The sequence below is a fragment of the Synechococcus sp. R70.1 genome (genome assembly GCF_047461675.1).
Lineage (GTDB): Bacteria > Cyanobacteriota > Cyanobacteriia > Thermostichales > Thermostichaceae > Thermostichus.
The window spans coordinates 145,747-164,381 of sequence record NZ_JANSHR010000026.1; the positions used below are offsets into that span (position 1 = coordinate 145,747).

Below are 18,635 nucleotides of genomic sequence, written 5' to 3' on the forward strand. Positions count from 1 at the left end.
TCAGGCAGCGGCCCCTACTCCAGCGGCTGATCCGAAAAAAGCAGGGGAGCGATATTGGCCGCCTGGTTGAGCGGGATCTCGTCGTGGATGGCGTACTGGTAAAACTGGTCTATGCGCCGGCACAGGCCCTCTGGGGTTAAGGCCTGCACGTTGGAGCTGATGATGTAGCTCTGGGCAGGAGAGGTTCGGAACGCCTGAAAGGCTTTGCGACAAAACGCCTGCTTGGCTTCGGGATCGGCCTGGCGCCACTCCGGCCCCGTTAGTTTGCCAGATAGTCCTGGCTCAGTTGCTGCCCAAGCGCTGGACGCGACCCAGGGCAGTCCCGTGCCCAAAACCAGACACGCCAGGAGGAGCAATAGAAGTCTCGCTTTCAGAAGCACCTGCTGCCAAAAGAGCCACAGCGGTTGCCCATGTTGCACCATCGTTGGATAGGCTAGGGGGTAGGCTGGAATGCCAGAGCACTTCTAGCCATCCTACCGCTCCTCGCTCGCCCCCAGGCAGCGGTAGGGTGGCAGCCAGTCCTCAACCCATGGCCCGTAGCAGACCCCGCCGAAAGCAGCGCTTTCCCCACCTCCTCGGCTCCAAGTGGACTTCGGTTCAGCCTGTGCTGGGCTGGCGACATTTTCAGGTTACCGCTCGCCAAGAGGGGGAAGGAGGGGTAGTGTTTGCCGAGCTCAAGGCCGTCTGCGATCCCCAGGTGCGCCTCTGGGTCAACGCGGCCACCCTGAAGAACCGGGATCTTTGGCAGCCGGGCTGGACGCCTCTCGAAGACGGGATCCCCTGTGGGCGGCAGGATCCCCTTCTGGACAGGGCTGGGGGATAGTTTCTCTCAAGCTGGGGCTCAGGGATCGATTAGGATCATCTCTCTAGTGTGGTGTTTTAATTCGGAAGCTTGAGGAGAAGAAAGCGAGATGGCCAGATGTGACGTTTGCGGAAAAGATCTTAGCTACAGCGATTATCAGTGGGCCAAGCGCTGCGCCAATCCCTACGGGAAGTCTCACCTCATCTGCTTCGACTGCTACAGTGGTTCGTCTTGTCCCATCTGCTATTCCCCTCTGGAGCCGGCAGAATAGAAAGAGGCGTTCTCAAAAGCTGCTTGTCGGTTACTCGACTCCCATCCCCCTAGCTCCTCGGAGGGGGCGATGGTCGACAGGGGTCTCGATGGTTTTCCCAAGGGAGCCGGAAAAGTGCGCATTGGCCAGGGCTACGACATCCACCGCCTCGTCGAGGGGCGCCCCCTGATCCTGGGCGGGATCCGGATCCCTTACGAAAAGGGGCTATTGGGCCATAGCGACGCCGATGTCCTCACCCACGCCATCATGGACGCCCTCCTGGGAGCTGCCGCCCTGCGGGATATCGGCTACTACTTTCCCCCTGAAGAAGAGCGTTGGAAAGGGGCAGATAGCATCCTTTTACTACAGCAAGTGGTGCAGCTGGTGGGCCAAGAGGGCTGGTGCGTTGCCAATGTAGACAGTGTGGTGGTGGCGGAGCAGCCCAAGCTCAAGCCTCACATCCCTGCCATGCAGGCTCGTCTAGCCGAGGCTATGCAAATATCGCCCAAGCAGGTAGGGATCAAGGCCACCACCAACGAAAAACTGGGTCCTGTAGGTCAGGGGGAGGCTATGGCTGCCTTTGCTGTAGCCTTGCTGGTGGAACGCTGAGGGCATTCCTACCTCACCGTCAACTCCACATCCCCTGTGCTTCTCAGGACGTTGATCCCCACCCCTCCTGCCTGGAGATACAGGCCAATGTCCAGGGATCCGCGCCCCACCTGAATGTTTTCGAGGGTAACATGGGGCAGCCACAGGGGCAGGGTGGGCTGAGTCAGGTGCACCCGCTGGGCCAAGCCGTCGATCTCCAGCCCCAGACAAGCCTGCAACAGCAAAAACACACTGGCCGCCGCCCAAGACTGGGGCAGACAGGCCACCGGATAAAGGGTGGGGCCTTCCCGCTGGCGCCGCCGAAAGCCACAGAACAGCTCTGGCAGCCGCCGCAGCTCCAGAAACTGGCTGGCATCGAACAAGGCTGTCAACACCTGGGCCGCCTCCGCCTTATAGCCATAGCGGGAGAGCCCTGCCGCAATCAGGGCATTGTCGTGGGGCCAGATGGAGCCGTTGTGGTAGGACATGGGATTGTAGCGCCCTTCCCCTTCCGCCAGGGTGCGGATCCCCCAGCCGCTAAAAAAAGCCGGCTCCAAGAGTTGCCGGGCAATGCGCTCGGCATGCTGCGGGTGAGCGATCCCGGAAAACAGGCAGTGGCCCATGTTGGAGCTGCGCACGCGACAGGGTTGCTTGCGCCCGTCCAAAGCCAGGACGTAGCCGCCCAGCTCTTCACACCAAAACTGCTCCCAAAACCGCTGCTGCAGCTTTTCTGCTTGCTGCCGCAGTTGCGCCGCCTGCTCTTGCCGCCCCAATAGCTCTGCCATCTCCGCTGCCAACAGCTTGGCCTCGTAGGCGTAGCCCTGCACCTCGCACAGGGCTATGGGTGGCTCCGCTAGGGATCCGTCGGCATAGAAGATGGCGTCTTCCGAATCTTTCCAGCCCTGATTGCGCAAGCCCCGTCGCGCCTTGCTGGCATACTCCAAGAAGCCGTCGCCGTCCAGATCCCCGTAGGTGTCCATCCAGCTTAGGGCTGCTTCGATGTTGGGCCACAACTGCCGCAACAGCTCGAGGTCGCCGCTGCGGCGCACATAGCGCCCTGCTAGCACCACAAACAGCGGTGTTGAGTCGATGCTGCCGAAATAATTGCCAAAGGGGATCTCGCGCGTCTTGGCCATCTCGCTGTAGCGCTGCTCGTGCAAGATCTTGCCCGGCTCGGCATCGCGGCTGGGGTCTACCTCCTGGGCCTGGTGGGCTGCCAGGTACAGCAGCACTCCCCGCGCCAAATCGGGAAACCACCAAAGGGTGGCTAGGGCAGTGATCAGCGCGTCGCGGCCAAAGACTGTGGCAAACCAAGGTACGCCAGCGTGGGGATAGAGCCCATAGGGAGTGCGGGCCAGCATCATCACCAGGTCGTCCCGCGAGGCGTTGAGCCACTCGTTAAACTGAGCGTTGCCAGTGTCGATGCGGTGGGCCAAAGCTCTTAGCGCCGCCCGCTGCTCCCGTTCTGCCTGCAGCGCCTCCTGGTAGGTCAGGGGCGGGATCTCCTCGCCGCCATAGCTGCAGACTACCCTTACTTCCAGATCCCGCTCCTCCTGAGGTGCCAGCGGCACCCACCACTGCGCTAGCTTTTCCGAAACCACGTCCGGAGGAGGGGAAAATAGGAGCCGCGTCTGCCGCTCCAGTCCGTCTAGGCCGCGGTAGCGCAAAGTTACCCCCTCCGGCGTCACCTGGGCCGGCAGCAGTTGCCCCCGCTGCGCCCGCCGGATGCCGCGAATCTCAAACATGTCGGCAAAGTCGGCCTCAAAGCGCAGGGTAAGCGGCACGCGGAGCGTCTCTAAGCCGTAGTTGTGAATGCGAATGCGCTCATAGGCCACGTTGTTCCACAAGAAAGTGGTGCGCAAGACGTGTAGCGTCTCTTGTTCAATGAACTGCCCCTCCGAGGTGGTGAACTCGGGGTTGGTGAGATCCACCGCCAGAATATCCCTGTCTTCCCGCACCTCTGAGCTGAGCAGCAGAAATTGCTTCCCCTGTAAGTCCAAGACCAGCCGAGATAAAAAGCGGGTGTCATCGCGAAACAGGCCGTGATCCTGAACACCAAGGGGGCGCATGTTTCCCAGGCGGTCAAAAACAGCAAAGCAGTTGTCCTGCTTGAGGACGTGAGGACGCGCCTCTACCAGCGAAGCGCTGGCGCGGATGTAGTACTGATCCTGAATCTGGATGATGTCTTCGGCCATCTCGGTCTTCGCACCCAACCAAAGCAGCAAAACAGCAGCCTCGCAGCTAGCTCAAGCTTTAACTGGGCAGAGTTGACAGGCCAGGGGTGGCTTTCTTCGAGCGCTCCTGCCGCTCGTTCACCAACTGGTTGTAGAGGGCCTCGTATTCCGACACCATCCTCTCGACGCTAAACCGCTCCTCAAACACCTGCCGCACCCCAGCTCGGTCAAGGGATCCCACCTTTTCCAAGGCCTCCACTGCCTCTTCCACGGAGTCAACAATAAAGCCGGAGCGGCTGTCGGCCATCACCTCGGGCACCGAGCCAAAGCGAGTAGCAATCACCGGCGTGCCACAGGCCATGGCTTCAATCATCACCAGCCCAAAGGGCTCCGGCCAGCGGATGGGAAACAGCACCGCGTAGGCCTTGCCCAAGAACTCGTTTTTCTCTTGGTCAGTGATTTCCCCAATGATCTCCACATTGGGATGGCGGCTAGCCAGAGGCTTAATTTCTAGCTCGTAGTACTGGCGATCCACCGCGTCGATCTTGATAGCAGCCTTCAGCGGCATCCCTGCCCGCGCGGCAATTTCAATGGCCGTGTCCAACCCTTTTTCCGGCGAGACCCGGCCCAGAAAGGCCAGGTAATCCCCCTTTTCTGGGTAGAAACGGTGGAGATCCAGGGGTAAGCCATGGTAGACCGTCCCTACCCAGCGCGCCTGGGGCAGCGGCCGCCGCTGAGCATTGGAGATGGAGACCACCGGAATGTCCTGAAACTCGCTGTAGAGAGGCTGCAGCTCCGGAATGTCCAGTCGCCCGTGTAGAGTGGCCAAAAAAGAAACTTGAGGGTGGCGGCGGGCCAGGGCGTAGGGATAGTAGTCGATGTGGCCATGGATAATGTCAAACTCGTTGGCCCTCTGAAAGGCCTTCTCCACCATCAAGATGTGGGGAGCCACCGTATCAATGGCCGTGGGATCCAAGCGCAAAGCCCGCTCCCGGAAAGGGATCAAGCGAGCCTGGGTCTGAGAGTCGCCGCTAGCAAATAGAGTCACCTCGTGCCCGCGCCGCACTAGCTCTTCAGTTAACCACGAGACCACCCGCTCGGTGCCGCCGTAGAGCTTGGGGGGTACACTTTCGTGCAAGGGGGCAATTTGGGCAATGCGCATCGTTATCCTCCAAACCAAATTGGTAGCCGTTCGGGATTGTTGGTTGCGCCGAGCTAAAGGCGCTTCTCAGGTGCTGACCCCGGCAGCCCAGCCCTGTTACAGCTGGTTGCAGGATTTTCTTACAACCCCTTGGCTAAAGCCGGATGATAAAAAAAGAGGGAGCCAGCTAGATCCAGCCTATGGGCTAGCTGGCTGGCTTTGTTGCGTTGGCTGGTGAGAAAATAGCCCATCCTCCAAGCCTAGCCGATTTCCAGCACGAATACAATCGCCTCATGGGCCGGCTATTTCTGCCGCGGCAAACAGAGGCAGAGTACCAAGCCCGAATTTTGGGTCAGCCCGCCTGAGGGATCCCACCATGCCCTACATGGTTATCTACGACGGCCTCTGCAACCTCTGTGCCACCGGTGTTCAGCTCTTGGAGCAACTGGATCGCGGACGGCAGTTTTGCTATGCCCCCATGCAAGATGCTTCTACCCTGGCCCAATGGGGGATCCCACCGGAGCAGGTGGAGCTGGGGGTGATTCTCATCGATCTGGAGCACCCAGAGCGCCGCTGGCAGGGATCCGCTGCCATTGAACAAATTGCCGCCCTTTTGCCGAGCGGGGAGGTGTGGCTGGCTCTGTACCGCAACTTTCCTGGCTTGAAGGTTCTAGGGGATCGAGGCTACGAACAGATCCGGGATCACCGCTACGAGTGGTTTGGCCGCCGTAACACCCCATACCTATCTGTCTACCCTGCTTGTGTTTCCTGCCGGGATCCCTTGGCTGACAACCCATAATACTTGGTGGCCATTCGCCAAACCGTCCCTCTAGCCGCCATTGCCCGCGACCAAATTCCAGACTTGAAGGCATGGGCTGCTGAGTCGGGAGCTCGAACCGCCTCCCAGGATCAACGGTTGGTTCAAGAGCTGCAAACCCTGGCTCAAAAGAGAGGGCTAGGCCCCATTGAAGTCGATAGCCCCTCTTCCGCTCTGAAAGACCTATAGCAACTTGGCAGTGACCTGCTCATCCCGGCGCAGTCGAGGGGGAAGTGGCTGGGCTCAGGCTAGACTGGTAGGTACAACCGGCAAGATGAGGATCCATGGCAGCAAAAGCGGGGGCAAGACCATCTCCAGCGGGGGGAGAGGAGCAGAACTGGCCTGCCGGCTTTTGGAACAGCCAGGAGGAGCCCAAGGAGGCCTGTGGAGTATTTGGCATTTTGGCCCCTGGGGAGGAGGTGGCCAGACTAGCCTACTTTGGGCTGTTTGCCCTGCAGCACCGTGGCCAAGAATCGGCGGGGATCGCCACTTTTGAAGGAGCTTTTTGCCGAGTACACAAGGCGATGGGCCTAGTTTCCCAAGTTTTCGACGAGGTAAACCTGGCCCAGCTCAGCGGCGACTTGGCAGTGGGCCACACCCGCTACTCCACCACTGGCTCTAGCCGCGCGGCCAACGCTCAGCCGGTAATCGTGGAAAGCCGCCTGGGGCCGCTGGCTTTGGCCCACAACGGCAACTTGGTCAATGCCGAAGAGCTGCGCAGAGAACTGGAAGCTGCCGACCGCCACCTCACCGGCAGCACTGACTCGGAGTGCATTGCCCACGCCATTGCCCAGGCGGTCAATCAGGGCCAAGGGTGGGTAGAAGCCACCTGTCGGGCTCTGCGCCGCTGCCGTGGGGCTTTTAGCCTGGTCATCGGCACCCCCGAAGGGCTGATTGGAGCGCGGGATCCCTACGGCGTGCGCCCGCTGGTGTTGGGGTTTTTGAGCCGCAACCCCACCAGGCAGGAGCTGCTGCAGCCCCAGATGGTGGGCGGCCCTCATTGCCCCGAAGCCCCACGGTTACACTATGTCTTAGCCTCCGAGACCTGTGCTCTGGATATCATCGGAGCCGATTACCTGCGCCACGTGGAGCCGGGGGAGCTGGTGTGGATTGACCGGCAGGGGCTGCAATCGGTGCGCTGGGCGGAGGCCAACCCTAAACTGTGCATCTTCGAGATGATCTACTTTGCCCGCCCCGATAGTTGCATGCATGGGGAAAGCCTCTACTCCTACCGGGTGCGGCTGGGAGAACAACTGGCCAGGGAAGCTCCGGCAGAGGCCGACTGGGTAATCGCGGTGCCCGATTCCGGCACCCCGGCAGCCATTGGCTATGCCCGCCAGACAGGGATCCCCTACACCGAGGGGCTGATTAAAAACCGCTATGTGGGCCGCACCTTCATTCAGCCTACCCAGTCGATGCGGGAGCGGGGCATTCGCATGAAGCTCAACCCCCTGGAAGATGTGCTGCGGGGGAAGCGAATTGTTATTGTGGACGACTCGATTGTGCGCGGCACCACCAGCCAGAAAATCGTCAAGGCCCTGCGCCAGGCGGGGGCCACCGAAGTTCACATGCGCATCTCCAGTCCGCCGGTTACCCATCCCTGCTTCTACGGCATCGACACGGACAGCCAAGACCAGTTGATTGCCGCCAGGTATTCGGTGGCAGAAATTGCTGAGAAAATCGGGGTGGACTCTTTGGCCTACCTGAGCTGGGAAGGCATGCTGGCGGCCACAGGCCAGGACCCCAATTCTTTTTGCTCTGCCTGCTTTACCGGCCACTACCCCATTCCTGTCCCAGAGGGGCTAAAGCGCTCCAAGCTCGCTCTGGAGACAGCAGCCAGCCGCAAAGATCGCTAGCCAATGCTGGAGAGCCTGCGGAGGGAACATGACCTTGCGCCTGCGCCAACTGGGGGATCCCATCCTGACTCAAGTAGCTGAGCCGGTCACTGAGTTTGGAACGCCGGCTTTGCAAAACCTCATTGAAGAAATGCTTGCCACTTTGAAAGAAGCCCAGGGGGTGGGCTTGGCGGCCCCTCAGGTGGGATCCCCCCTCCAGGTCATCATTGTGGCCTCCCGTCCCAACCCTCGCTATCCCGACGCTCCCCAGATGGAGCCGCTGGTGATGCTCAACCCCCGCCCCTTGGCTTTGAGCGACGAGCAGGTGCTGGGGTGGGAGGGCTGCTTGAGCGTGCCCAACTGCCGTGGCCTAGTGGCCCGTGCCCGCGAGGTGGAGGTGGAGTACTACACCCCAGAAGGTGTCCGGCAGAGAGTGACTTGGCAGGACTTCCCAGCACGGATTTTCCAGCACGAGTACGATCACCTCTTGGGCCGGTTGTTCCTGGATCGGCAGCCGCAGCAACTGCTGACGGAAGCTGAGTACCAGGCCCAGATCCACAGCTTGGCCGGTGGCACAGAAGAGCAACAATTGCCACCCTGACAAAAGCCTGCAAAGGCAGAGCAGTCAGCGTCCTAGTCAGCCCACCACCTTCTGCACTGCCTGCAGCCGCCCCAAGGCCCAGCCTCGCCGGTGCAACAGGGCAAAAGAGGTCAGTAAATCTGGCCCCTGCAGCTCGCCGGTCAAGGCCGCCCGCAAACTTTTCATGAGCAAGCCCTTTTTCATCCCCTGGCTTTGGGCCACCTGGTCCACCAGTGGCTGCAGGCTCTCAGCAGTAACTGGCTGGGGCAGCTCGGCAGCAGCCAACGCAGATGCCATGGCTGCCATTGCCTCTGCCACTCCCGGCAAGCGCAACTGTTCCAGCGCAGGCAAGCTGTAGCTAAGGGGCTCTACGAATAAAAAGCGACTTAGGGGAGGGGCCTCCGCCAGGCGGTCGATGCCGTCAGCCACTAGGCGAGCCACATCCTCTAGCCAACTGGAATCGGGCACCGATCCCAGGTCAAACCCCGCCGCCTGCCAAAAGGGGGTAAGCCGCTCCACCAACTCCGCTGGCGAAAGCCGCTTGATGTACTGGCTGTTGATCCAGTTCAGCTTGTCCCAGTCAAAGCGGGCAGCAGCCCGGTTGACTCGGTCAAAGTCAAACAGGGTAGCTGCTTTTTCCAACGAGAAAATTTCTTCCCCATCTGGGGGAGACCAACTCAGCAAAGCCAGGTAGTTTTTGAGGGCCTCGGGCAGAAAGCCCATTTGCTGAAACTCGGTTACCGAAGTGGCTCCATCCCGCTTGGAGAGCTTCTTCCCCTCTTGGTTTAGGATCAGGGGGGAATGGGCAAACTGCGGCGGTTCATACCCCAGCGCCCGGTAGAGCAAGATCTGCTTGGGCGTGTTGCCAATGTGGTCCTCGCCACGGATGACGTGGGTGATGCCCATGTCAATATCGTCTACCACCACTGCCAAGTTGTAGAGAGGGTAGCCATCCGCCCGCGCGATGACCATGTCCCCACCCAAGTCCTGGGTGTTCCAGGTAATGGGGCCGCGGATGAGATCCACCCACGAGACCTCCATCGGCTCCTCAATCTTAAACCGGATCACCGGCTGCCGCCCCTCAGCCTCGTAGGCCCGTCGCTGCTCCTCGGTGAGAAAACGGTGGCGGTTGTCGTAGCGGGGGGCTTTGCCAGCGGCCTTTTGGGCAGCCCGCATGGCTTCCAGCTCCTCCTCAGTGACATAGCAGCGGTAGGCCAGCCCCCGATCCAGAAGCTGCTGCACCACTTCCCGGTAGCGCGCCATGCGGTTGGACTGGTAAATGGGCCCTTCGTCCCAGTCCAGCCCCAGCCAGGCTAGCCCCGCGAGGATATTACGGGTGTAGCGGGGGGAAGAGCGCTCGCGGTCAGTGTCTTCGATGCGCAGGATGAACTGGCCACCATGGCGGCGGGCATAGAGCCAGTTGAACACTGCTGTCCGGGCTGTGCCAATGTGCAAGTTGCCAGTTGGGCTGGGGGCAAGGCGAACGCGAACACTCACAGGCAACGCTTCCTAAAGAGGGCATCCCGATCCTAGTCAGCATTGGGATCCCTTGTCATGTTGGAATCCGTATGCGGTTGCCAATCGAAGCAGTTTGGGTAGAATCCGCCTTAGCTGCCAGTCAAGCGGTAAGCTCCCCGGGGGTAAAGGTTGATGGGCAGCGCCCAGATCTTCCCGTGTTGAGGAACAAGCTGTAGCGTAAAGGGAATTACGGAACATGCGTCTAGCCTTGGCGATGGTTCTAGGGTGTTTAGCCGCCGGGATCCCGGCAAGGGGTGTCTTTGGCCAAATTGCCTATCCTTCTTACCCGGTGGGGAATACCTTGGATGAGATTCTGTTGGATAAGGGCAGGGAGGTGGATCCAGTGGCTTTCCCTGAAGAGGTGGTGCGCTCCCAGGCCAAGCGAGTCACTGCCTTCTTCACCGCCTTGCTAAACCAGCGCACCAACATCCCACCCTTGCGCTCTTTGGATTTGCCTAGCCCCTATCAAGCCTCAGTTCGTACTCAGGCCGGCTATTACCGCGTCACCCAGACAGAGCCTGTTTTGGACGCTGAGATCCTCCGCTAGGCAAGCCGAGAGTGGAAAATCCAGAGAAGCTAAGATCGGCTTGTAGCGTTTCAGGCTGCCTATGCCTGCCCAACCCAAGGTGAAAGCCCCTTCTAAGGGTGTGGATCCCCGCCAATTCACTGCAGCTGATGTGGCAGCTATTGCAGAGCGACTGGAGCGCAACGAGTACCCTAACCTCTTCGACTGCCTGGAAGACTGGCGCCTACTGCAGGCCGTTGCTTTTTACTCTCCCAAGCTGGTGGCTCCTTATGCCCACTTGTTGGAGTGGGGAGAAGTGGATGAAGATTAGAGCTGCCTCTGAGTTTCTCCTTCAGCCTGCTTGACCCCAGGTGGGCCTAGTCGGGGCAGGTCCAATTTGGCCAGCTTGGAATGGCTTTCTCGAAGGTCTTGGATCTTGCGGCTATTGGCGGCACTCTGCTCGGGCGTCCAGGCCAGCAGTTTTTCTACCCGAATCCAAGCAGCCTTGGCTCCGGTTGTTCACTGCCTTTCGGAGCTACAAACCCATCCCTGCCAGCGTGTCGATCAGCTGCTCCAGGATCAGGGTGAGGTTGGGGTGAGAGGTTTCAAACAAGGCCAGTGCTTCTTCCAGGCGATCCTTTAGCCCTCGGTCTTGTTGGCTTCCCATCTCGGCCAGGAGCGCTTCCACTTCCTGACAGATGGCGGCAATTTGCTGCCGTTGCTTTTCCTCCAAGCCAGAGGCCTTTTGCAGCTCAACATCAAGATCATGCAGCAGCTTGCGCAGTCTTGATTCGGCCATTCTCAAGTCCCACCACCTTGCCCTAATCAAATCATACGGCTTGCCCGAGAATCTCAGAGGTGGAAGCGCCCTTAGCTGAGATAGGCAGCAACCTGGCTTCTGCTGCTCTGGGCCGATAGGGGATGGGGCAAGAACGCACCGTCTGGGTGAGGTGAGGGAACCGATGGTTGGGGCTTTTGTCCGACCGGCTAGAGGAGCGGTGGGAGTAAGCTGGGGGTGAACTCCTGGGGGGTGAAAGAAATGAAGGGGGGCAACAGCTGGAAAAGGAAGTGGGCGCCTTGGCTAGCTCTTGGGCTAGCGCTAGCCGTGTTAGCGTGGGGTGTGGTCGGCAGCAATGGAGGAGCGATGGCCAGTCCCGACAAAGGATCCCGAACGTTGACTGTAACCGGTCAGGGATCGGCTGCCGTGGAAACCTCAATTGCGGTGATCCGGCTGGGGGTAGTGATCCAAGGGGATACGGCCCAATCTGTCCAACAGCAGCTGGCTGAGCGTTCGGAGCGGCTGGTCAACCGCCTCAAAGAGCTGCAGGTAAGCGCCCTGCAAACCACCGGCATTTCCCTCTATCCCCAATACGACTACCAAAAGAGCCCGCCTCGCCTGACAGGGATCCAGGGGCAAAACCGCTTCCAATTTGAGGTGCCCATAGCCCGAGCAGGACAAGTGCTGGACGAAGCCGTGGCTGCCGGAGCCACCCAAGTGGAGTCGGTCAGCTTCCGAGCCAATGAGGCCGCCCGGTTGCAGGCACGCAGCCGCGCCCTAACCCAAGCTGTGGAAGATGCTCGACGCCAAGCCAGTGACGTGCTGGGGGCCTTGAACCTGAGCATCCGTTCCGTGGAACGCATCCAGATTCACAGCGACAGCTATGTCCAACCCCCGTCCCCAGGCATGGGTGGAGCGGAGGAGGATGCCCCTCTCCAGGCAGCCACCATGCCAGTGGAAGGGGGACAGCAAACGGTGCGCGCCCAAGTGACTCTTGAGATCCGCTACTAGCCGTCAAAAAGCCCAGACTTGAATCCCTGGAGGAGTGGGGGTGGAAAGACGCATTTCGGGAAGCACGCAGTTGCTGGGCCTAGTTGGGGATCCGGTAGCCCATAGCCTCTCCCCGGCGATGCACAACGCCGCTTTGGCGGCCATGGGAGAAGACTACTGCTATGTGCCCTTTCCCGTGAAGGCAGAGCGCTTGGCGGTGGCGGTGGCAGGGCTTGCAGCCATCGGGGTGCGGGGGTTTAACGTAACGATTCCTCACAAGCAGGCCATTCTGCCTTTGCTTAGCCAGGTGGAAACGCGGGCGGCAGCGGTGGGAGCGGTGAACACCGTCTACGCCTTGCCCGAGGGAGGCTGGGGTGGCACCAACACCGACATCGACGGCTTTGTTCAACCTTTGCTGGGTTTAGAGAAAGGGATCCCTGTCCTAATCCTGGGATCTGGCGGGGCGGCGCGGGCGGCCATCCAGGGCTGTTTGGAGTTGGGGCTGGGGCCAGTGCGGGTGGCTGGGCGATCCCTTGAGAAGTTACAGGCCCTGCAGCAAACCTGGCCGCAGCTGGAGACGCTAAGCTGGGCCGAGCTGGATCGCCGCTTGCCCGAAACTCGCCTTGTGGTCAACACTACCCCCGTGGGCATGCAGAAGCCGGGCTCTGCTACTGAACTTTCCCCTCTTAGCTCGGAACAACTGGCCCTATTGCCTGCCGGCGCCGTTGTTTATGACCTCATCTATGTACCGGATCCCACGCCGCTGCTGCGCATGGCGGCTGAGCTGGGCCACACCCCCATCAGTGGTCTGGAGATGCTGGTTCACCAGGGGGCCAAAGCTCTCTCCCTCTGGCTGGGGGGCAAGCCTGTGCCGGTGGAGGTAATGCGGCAGGCAGCTCGACAGCAGTTGGCTAAGTACCGAATTGAGTCTTGACCCCAGAAGATGCGGAAGTCGGGGGATATCGAGTTCTGGCGGTGTTGTCCTTTGGCTTGGCTAGGCGGGAACAATTGCCTTTGGTTTGCCGATCTCTAAGGAGAGACGGGGCTAAGGCTTCTGTAGGAGTTAAGGGTGGTGAGGTTGCCAAAGCGGCAGTGGAAAAAACCTGGGATCCTCTGGCTGGCAGGTGCGCTTGGCGCCCTGATACTGCTGGGGCCCAGGAGTGCTGCCCAAGCCGAATTCCAGTGGCCAGGCCATTTCTCTTCCCCAGGGGGATCTCCCCTGGCTTTTCGGCTTGACGCCTACTGCCGCCAGCCGCCGGAGGAAGTGGCGCGCAAGGCTCAACTGCGCCAGCGGGTTGCCCAGTCGGATGCGGCTTGGGCCGAATACACCCAAGTTTTAGCCGAACATCGCGCTGCCTTGCTCGCCTGCCGCAGCCGCCGTTGGCCGCAAGTCCAGGCCATTTGGGTGCGCCTGCATCCCTGTGATGCCAATCCGGGCGTGCTGGATCAGGTGTTCGACCAAGTGGTGAACCTAGGCTACAACCGCGTCTTCATTGAGACCCTGCACGACGGCCGCTCCATCTTGCCGGATGGGGCAGGAGGGATCTGGCCCAGCCTGCAGCCCAATGCCGATTTGCTGGACTTGGCTCTCAAGGCGGCGCGACGGCGGGGGCTTTCGGCTTATGCGTGGGTGTCTTCCCTCAATTTCGGCTACAGCTACGGTCAGCGCCCGGATCGCCAGTCCGTCTTGGCCCGCAACGGTCGTGGCCTTGCTACCCTCTTGGATCCGGCAGCAGCCCTCCCCGAAGATTTGGGTAGCCCCGATGAAGTGTTTGTGGATCCCTTTCACCCCCTGGCGCGACGGGATCTTGCCGAGCTCATCCGCCGGATCTTGCAGCGGCAGCCGGACGGAATCCTCTTCGACTACATTCGCTATCCCCGCGGCTCGGGGGCCTCAAGCCTAGCCACTAACGTCCGGGATCTGTGGATCCACGGGGAGGGGGCCCGACAGGCCTACCTGGACTTGGCAGAAAACCCAGCGGGGCGAGCCTTGCTGGAGCGTTACCTAAGTCAGGGCTACATTACCGTAGCGGATGTTCTCCACCTGGATGCCACCTATTCTGAAGAGCCGAAGTGGCGTCGGCCAGGGGATCCCAGGCCCAGCGCGACTGAGGAATGGGTATTTTCTCCAGAGCTATCGACCTGGGTTACCCGGAGCACAGCAAGCAAGAATTGGCAGGGAGAGCAGCATTCCACCCCTGCCCATTCAGGGAAGAGCAACTTGGCTCCCACTCCTTCCCCAACACCCACCCCTCCTGCCGCCGTTCGCCAAGTACGCTGGCAGCAGCAGCTCTGGGAGCTCAGCGTTGAGTTCGCTCGCCAGGGGGTGCTCGATTACCTTCGACAAGCTGCCCAGCTCGTCTGGAAAAGGGGAATTCCAAGCGGGGCTGTCTTTTTCCCCGATGGCAACCTGAAGGTAGGGGAGGGGTTTGATGCTCGCCTCCAGCCTTGGGATCGCTTTGATCCAAACATGGAATGGCACCCCATGGCCTATGCCAAGTGCGAGGACGGCTCTTGTGTGGTCAAGCAAGTGGAGCGAGTTTTGGCTGTAGCTTCTCCTCAAACCTTTGTTTGTCCCGCTATTGCTGGGCTGTGGGGACAAGCGCAGCGAAACCGCCCCAGTCTAGAAACTCAGATGGCAGCCCTGGCCCGCCGCTTCCCGCAGTTGTCCTGCGTGAGTCACTTTTCCCTCTCCTGGATCGAGCCGGAGCTAGAGCGCAGCCGCCGTACCTGCCAGCTTTAACGCCCGTACCAATCTAGGAGGCTGCTGTCCAAATCCTCGACTCAACCACTTGCTGCAACTGCTCCAGAAGCTCGGCCTCGGCAGCGGCGTCGTAGAGCCGTGAGCAAAGTAGCAGGCAGGCAGCTGCGGAAGATAGGCGCAGAGCTACAAAGTTGAGATTAGGGCCAGAGCGTAGCGCTCGGCGTAGTCCATTAAAGCCTGAGCCGCAGACACAACGCTGTCCTGCACAGGGTGTGCCGGCGATTAGGTCCGCGGTGGGCTTTGAAAACAAGGTAGAGACTTCTGGCCGGCTTAGCTCCAGGGATCCCAATTTTCGTGAAACTTACCTTCCAGGATGGCCTGGCGCATTTTCTGCATGTAGCGCACTAGCTCAGTGATGTTGTGGATAGAAAGCAGAGTGTAGCCCAGGAGCTCCCCTGCGCGGATGAGGTGACACAGGTAGGCGCGGCTAAAGTGGCGGCAGGTGTAGCAGGGACAGTCGGGATCAATGGGATCTAGGCTGCGGCGGTGTTCGGCATTCTTGATGTTCCAGCGTTTGCCCCGGCTGATTACCGTACCATGGCGAGCATAACGGGTGGGGATCACGCAGTCAAACAAATCCACTCCAGCAGCCACTGCGGCCCGTATCTCAGCATAGGTGCCCACCCCCATAAGGTAGCGAGGGCGATCTGCGGGCAGTCGAGGAGCTACCTGCCGCACCACGGCGTGCATCAGCTCCACTGGCTCTCCTACACTCACCCCGCCAATGGCATACCCCGGCAGATCCAACCGACAGACCTCTTCCACCGCCTGGTGGCGCAGCTCTGGGTAAACCCCTCCCTGGACAATGCCAAACAAGGCTTGATCTGAACGGCGATGGGCCTCTACACAGCGCTTCAGCCACTGATTGGTTCGCCGCACCGCTGCAGCTACCGCTTCTGGACTAGCAGGGTACGGGGGACACTCATCAAAAGCCATGATGATGTCCGCGCCCAAGGCATTTTGGATTTGAATGGCAAGCTCAGGGGTAAAGCGAACCAGACGCCCGTCGTAGGGGGAGCGGAAGGTCACCCCTTCCTCGTCAATTTTGCGAATGGCGCTGAGGCTGAAGACCTGGAAACCCCCCGAGTCGGTGAGGATGGGGCCCGGCCAGCCCATAAAGTGGTGTAGCCCCCCTGCTTCTTGGATGATGCTCTCGCCAGGCTGCAGGTGGAGGTGGTAGGTGTTGCAGAGAAGGATGGGGGCACCGGTTTCCTTAAGCTGGGCAGGGGTGAGGGTCTTCACGTTGGCCAGAGTTCCCACCGGCATGAAGCAAGGGGTGGGAATTTCGCCGTGGGGGGTGATGAAATATCCCGCCCGCGCCTGCGTGTTGGGGCAGGTGCCCTCGCAAACAAAAGTAAAAGCCGCCAAAGTTAGCGCTCTGGATCCATTGCGTGCGCAGCCGAGCTTAGCATAAGAGTAGGATCCCTTTGCAGAACCTGCCTCTGCCCTTGACAGGGATCCCTTTTCTTGGGCAGACTTATAGATCGCTGCGGAACTGGCGGAATGGTAGACGCGCTAGATTCAGGTTCTAGTGGCAGCAATGCCATCGGGGTTCAAGTCCCCGGTTCCGCATCTAAGTACAGCTAAGATCTCTGGCTTCACCTCTACTTCCTCTTACAGAGTCAGCTTCTTTTCAATTTGAGCCAGCTTAATACGGGCAAGGGCCAGGTTTCCTTTCTCTCGATCCAGGGCCAGATAGAAAAACAAGCCAGGTATATCCCTGAGTAGATACATCAGGTGGTACTGAGTTTCCAGAATGATAAGTATCTCTTCAATTCTGTCAGCGAATCCAAGGGACTCCGCAACTCGCATCTTAGCGCGGATCACCTCTGTGTTTCCGGCAACAGCCAGCTCTAGATTAGCTTCGGGAAAGGCAGGGCTGTTGGTACCCTTTTATCCCAGGCACATCCCGGTTTTCCAATCCCCCAGTGCTACCCCCAAGGCACCATCAATGCTCAAGGCCTCTACCAGGCTATCTTGGAGCTTTTGCATAGCTAAAGCTATTCTCCTTTTGCCGAGCTTGTGGTATCATGCTAGGCCCTTTGTTAAAAAGTTTCAACCTGAAGTTCCCATACGAACGATAGGAAATAGCCTGGTCATCTTAACTAACACCATAGATTGGGGTTTATTGTATCAATCTTCCCTGGCTTTGACACCAGTACGAATGTCGAGACTGAGATCCGACCAGCTTTTTTCTCTTCTGCCTACAGCGGATCTGGATAGGTCAGGTCTGGGCCTGTAATTTTGCCTCGTCTGACGGAGCTGCTGAGCAGGGCGAGAATGCAGACAGCTCATCCAGCAGGAAGCGGGCTTGGGGATCGGATCCCTGTAGCTTCCGGTGGAGAGGCTTGGAAGTTATGCTGGGGTTACTCTATTGACCTCCGAGATCGGTGGTTGGGATCCCTTCCTGGCCTATGCCTAAGGCCCCCCTCCCTCCCAACGAAAAAGAGCGGCTGGCTGCCCTGCGGCAGTATCAGATTCTCGATACGGCACCTGAAACTGCCTTTGACGAGATCGTCCGCCTTGCCGCCTACATCTGCGGCACGCCCATTGCTCTGGTCAGCCTTGTCGACGAACACCGCCAGTGGTTTAAGGCCAAATTCGGCGTCGATGTGCAGGAGACTCCCCGGGATGTGGCTTTCTGCGCCCACGCCATCTTGTCTCCCCAAGAGCCGCTGGTGGTGCCCGATGCTACCCAGGATCCGCGCTTTGCCGACAACCCGCTTGTTACGCAAGAGCCCCACATCCGCTTCTATGCTGGCATCCCTCTGGTAACTCCAGAAGGGCAAGCCTTAGGCACGCTTTGCGTTATCGATTATCAGCCTCGGCAGCTTAGCCCGGAGCAATTGGAGCAGCTCAAGGCTCTGGCCCATCAGGTAGTAGCTCAGTTGGAGCTGCGCCGTAGCTTGAGGGAACTGGCTCAGACGCCTCTACTGCCTAAGTCGGGGGATACTAAACCTGCCCGCAAAAACCGCTTTCTCCTCAAAGTTACCGCCGGTTTTGGCCTAGCTGCCTTGCTTCTGGGCGGGATCACCTACTCAGCTCAGCGGAATGCCTCTCAACTGCCGCAACTGACAAGCCGAGTGGCCCACACTCTGAAAGCAATCCAAAGCTTGGAGGGATTGTTGGCGGAAATCTGCGCCGCCGAGGCCGGTCAATATGGTTATCTTCTGACCAATAATCCTCGCTATCTCAGTGAGTACCAAGCCATCCCTGAAGCCACCTCCACCCATCTGCGCTTGTTGAAAGAGCTCACTGCTGACAACCCCCTGCAGCAAGAGCGCCTGAAGCGCCTAGAGCTGCTGCTGGAGCAACGGCTGAGGGTTTTCCAGGATTTGATCCGGCTGAGGGAGCAAGAGGGGCTACCTGCCGTTCAGGAAGCTCTAGAAAGCAGCGAAGGGCCAAGGTTAACGGAGCAAATTGTCGAGTTGATTCGGGTGCTGCAGCAGGAGGAGAATCGCCTTCTGGAGCAACGCAATCAGGAACTGCAGTTAACCTGGGTGAGAACCAATCTTGTTGCCCTGGGGGGGCTGATTTTCACTTACCTGGTTCTGAGCGCCGTTTACTTCCTCATCCGCCGGGAGACTGCCGAGCGAGAAGAGGCAGAACGATCCCTCAAGCAAGAGCGAGATTTTACCAACGCGGTTATCGATACGGCAGGGGCGCTGGTGGTGGTCATGGATCCGGAAGGGCGCATCCTGCGCTTTAACCGAGCCGCCGAGCAACTCTCTGGCTACTCGCTGGCAGAAGTTAAGAACCGGCTGCTGTGGGATTTGGGTTTGATCCCGCCGGAAGATGTGCCTGGTGTAAAGCAGGCTTTTGAACAGCTCAGGGGCAATCCCTCCCTATTCTTGAACCGCCATGAAAACTTCTGGCGCACCAAGCAAGGGGCA

Annotated in this window: 18 protein-coding genes and 1 tRNA gene; 13 read left to right on the top strand and 6 right to left on the bottom strand. The window is 59.6% G+C overall.

Annotated features, from left to right (window positions below):
• Positions 1 to 14: 14 nt before the first annotated feature.
• Entirely contained in the window at positions 15 to 332 is a 318-nt protein-coding gene (locus NW807_RS03635; RefSeq protein WP_414411258.1) for a hypothetical protein, read from the bottom strand.
• A 197-nt stretch (positions 333 to 529) separates the two neighbouring features.
• Between NW807_RS03635 and NW807_RS03640 the strand changes: the two genes are divergently transcribed.
• The gene (locus tag NW807_RS03640) at positions 530 to 823 is read left to right on the top strand and encodes a TIGR02450 family Trp-rich protein (protein WP_414404787.1); all 294 of its coding nucleotides are present in this window, start codon (positions 530 to 532) and stop codon (positions 821 to 823) included.
• Between the two features lie 364 nt (positions 824 to 1,187).
• A complete protein-coding gene (ispF, locus tag NW807_RS03645; RefSeq protein ID WP_414394413.1) occupies positions 1,188 to 1,661 on the top strand; it encodes a 2-C-methyl-D-erythritol 2,4-cyclodiphosphate synthase in 474 nt (157 codons plus the stop codon).
• A gap of 8 nt (positions 1,662 to 1,669) precedes the next feature.
• On the opposite strand, the gene NW807_RS03650 is transcribed toward ispF, so the two are convergent.
• Together NW807_RS03650 and NW807_RS03655 are read right to left on the bottom strand one after the other, a co-directional pair.
• Positions 1,670 to 3,835 (bottom strand): glycogen debranching N-terminal domain-containing protein, encoded by a 2,166-nt coding sequence (locus NW807_RS03650; RefSeq protein WP_414425310.1) that lies wholly within the window; start codon positions 3,833 to 3,835, stop codon positions 1,670 to 1,672.
• Between the two features lie 58 nt (positions 3,836 to 3,893).
• Positions 3,894 to 4,976 (bottom strand): glycosyltransferase family 4 protein, encoded by a 1,083-nt coding sequence (locus NW807_RS03655; RefSeq protein ID WP_414425311.1) that lies wholly within the window; start codon positions 4,974 to 4,976, stop codon positions 3,894 to 3,896.
• Between the two features lie 355 nt (positions 4,977 to 5,331).
• Here NW807_RS03655 and NW807_RS03660 point away from each other — a divergent pair, with 355 nt between their 5' ends.
• From NW807_RS03660 to def, 4 genes are all read left to right on the top strand, one after another.
• Positions 5,332 to 5,754: a thiol-disulfide oxidoreductase DCC family protein gene (locus NW807_RS03660; protein WP_414425312.1), complete on the top strand. Its 423-nt coding sequence runs from the start codon at positions 5,332 to 5,334 to the stop codon at positions 5,752 to 5,754.
• 6 nt (positions 5,755 to 5,760) lie between these two features.
• On the top strand, positions 5,761 to 5,961 hold the full coding sequence (locus NW807_RS03665) for a hypothetical protein (RefSeq protein ID WP_414425313.1): 201 nt from the start codon (positions 5,761 to 5,763) through the stop codon (positions 5,959 to 5,961).
• 95 nt (positions 5,962 to 6,056) lie between these two features.
• Positions 6,057 to 7,628, top strand: coding sequence for an amidophosphoribosyltransferase (gene purF / locus NW807_RS03670; protein WP_414404782.1), 1,572 nt, complete (start codon positions 6,057 to 6,059; stop codon positions 7,626 to 7,628).
• A gap of 28 nt (positions 7,629 to 7,656) precedes the next feature.
• Positions 7,657 to 8,208, top strand: a complete 552-nt coding sequence (def, locus tag NW807_RS03675) for a peptide deformylase (RefSeq protein ID WP_414425314.1) — start codon at positions 7,657 to 7,659, stop codon at positions 8,206 to 8,208.
• A 36-nt stretch (positions 8,209 to 8,244) separates the two neighbouring features.
• Here def and gltX read toward each other — a convergent pair whose 3' ends face one another.
• The gene (gltX, locus tag NW807_RS03680) at positions 8,245 to 9,684 is read right to left on the bottom strand and encodes a glutamate--tRNA ligase (protein WP_414425315.1); all 1,440 of its coding nucleotides are present in this window, start codon (positions 9,682 to 9,684) and stop codon (positions 8,245 to 8,247) included.
• Positions 9,685 to 9,901: 217 nt separating this feature from the next.
• On the opposite strand from gltX, the gene NW807_RS03685 reads away from it, so the two are divergent.
• Both NW807_RS03685 and NW807_RS03690 read left to right on the top strand, forming a co-directional pair.
• Positions 9,902 to 10,252 carry a hypothetical protein gene (locus NW807_RS03685; RefSeq protein ID WP_414394334.1) on the top strand — a complete coding sequence of 117 codons (351 nt, stop codon included), beginning with the start codon at positions 9,902 to 9,904 and terminating at the stop codon, positions 10,250 to 10,252.
• A 61-nt stretch (positions 10,253 to 10,313) separates the two neighbouring features.
• The gene (locus NW807_RS03690; protein ID WP_414394335.1) at positions 10,314 to 10,541 is read left to right on the top strand and encodes a DUF2555 domain-containing protein; all 228 of its coding nucleotides are present in this window, start codon (positions 10,314 to 10,316) and stop codon (positions 10,539 to 10,541) included.
• 204 nt (positions 10,542 to 10,745) lie between these two features.
• On the opposite strand, the gene NW807_RS03695 is transcribed toward NW807_RS03690, so the two are convergent.
• Complete coding sequence (locus NW807_RS03695) at positions 10,746 to 11,009, bottom strand: DUF4404 family protein (RefSeq protein ID WP_414404779.1); 264 nt, start codon at positions 11,007 to 11,009, stop codon at positions 10,746 to 10,748.
• Positions 11,010 to 11,354: 345 nt separating this feature from the next.
• Here NW807_RS03695 and NW807_RS03700 point away from each other — a divergent pair, with 345 nt between their 5' ends.
• The 3 genes from NW807_RS03700 to NW807_RS03710 all read left to right on the top strand — a co-directional run bounded on the left by NW807_RS03700 (position 11,355) and on the right by NW807_RS03710 (position 14,721).
• On the top strand, positions 11,355 to 11,999 hold the full coding sequence (locus NW807_RS03700; protein WP_414425316.1) for an SIMPL domain-containing protein: 645 nt from the start codon (positions 11,355 to 11,357) through the stop codon (positions 11,997 to 11,999).
• A 40-nt stretch (positions 12,000 to 12,039) separates the two neighbouring features.
• Complete coding sequence (locus NW807_RS03705; protein WP_414394341.1) at positions 12,040 to 12,912, top strand: shikimate dehydrogenase; 873 nt, start codon at positions 12,040 to 12,042, stop codon at positions 12,910 to 12,912.
• Between the two features lie 135 nt (positions 12,913 to 13,047).
• Positions 13,048 to 14,721 carry a hypothetical protein gene (locus NW807_RS03710; protein ID WP_414425317.1) on the top strand — a complete coding sequence of 558 codons (1,674 nt, stop codon included), beginning with the start codon at positions 13,048 to 13,050 and terminating at the stop codon, positions 14,719 to 14,721.
• Between the two features lie 291 nt (positions 14,722 to 15,012).
• Here the strand turns inward: NW807_RS03710 and tgt are convergent, their stop codons facing one another.
• A complete protein-coding gene (gene tgt / locus NW807_RS03715; protein WP_414425318.1) occupies positions 15,013 to 16,110 on the bottom strand; it encodes a tRNA guanosine(34) transglycosylase Tgt in 1,098 nt (365 codons plus the stop codon).
• Between the two features lie 121 nt (positions 16,111 to 16,231).
• On the opposite strand from tgt, the gene NW807_RS03720 reads away from it, so the two are divergent.
• A tRNA-Leu gene (locus NW807_RS03720) sits at positions 16,232 to 16,314 on the top strand.
• Positions 16,315 to 17,156: 842 nt separating this feature from the next.
• Positions 17,157 to 18,635 (top strand): CHASE3 domain-containing protein (locus tag NW807_RS03725; protein ID WP_414425319.1); only part of this gene is annotated, 1,479 nt, incomplete at its 3' end.

Bases quoted from the DNA above. Each gene is read 5' to 3' on its own strand.
- NW807_RS03660 (WP_414425312.1), top strand. From the start codon at position 5,332: ATGCCCTACATGGTTATCTACGACGGCCTCTGCAACCTCTGTGCCACC.
- NW807_RS03655 (WP_414425311.1), bottom strand. From the start codon at position 4,976: ATGCGCATTGCCCAAATTGCCCCCTTGCACGAAAGTGTACCCCCCAAG.
- NW807_RS03695 (WP_414404779.1), bottom strand. From the start codon at position 11,009: ATGGCCGAATCAAGACTGCGCAAGCTGCTGCATGATCTTGATGTTGAG.
- NW807_RS03685 (WP_414394334.1), top strand. From the start codon at position 9,902: ATGCGTCTAGCCTTGGCGATGGTTCTAGGGTGTTTAGCCGCCGGGATC.
- NW807_RS03690 (WP_414394335.1), top strand. From the start codon at position 10,314: ATGCCTGCCCAACCCAAGGTGAAAGCCCCTTCTAAGGGTGTGGATCCC.
- def (WP_414425314.1), top strand. From the start codon at position 7,657: ATGACCTTGCGCCTGCGCCAACTGGGGGATCCCATCCTGACTCAAGTA.
- NW807_RS03700 (WP_414425316.1), top strand. From the start codon at position 11,355: ATGGCCAGTCCCGACAAAGGATCCCGAACGTTGACTGTAACCGGTCAG.
- NW807_RS03640 (WP_414404787.1), top strand. From the start codon at position 530: ATGGCCCGTAGCAGACCCCGCCGAAAGCAGCGCTTTCCCCACCTCCTC.
- NW807_RS03650 (WP_414425310.1), bottom strand. From the start codon at position 3,835: ATGGCCGAAGACATCATCCAGATTCAGGATCAGTACTACATCCGCGCC.
- purF (WP_414404782.1), top strand. From the start codon at position 6,057: ATGGCAGCAAAAGCGGGGGCAAGACCATCTCCAGCGGGGGGAGAGGAG.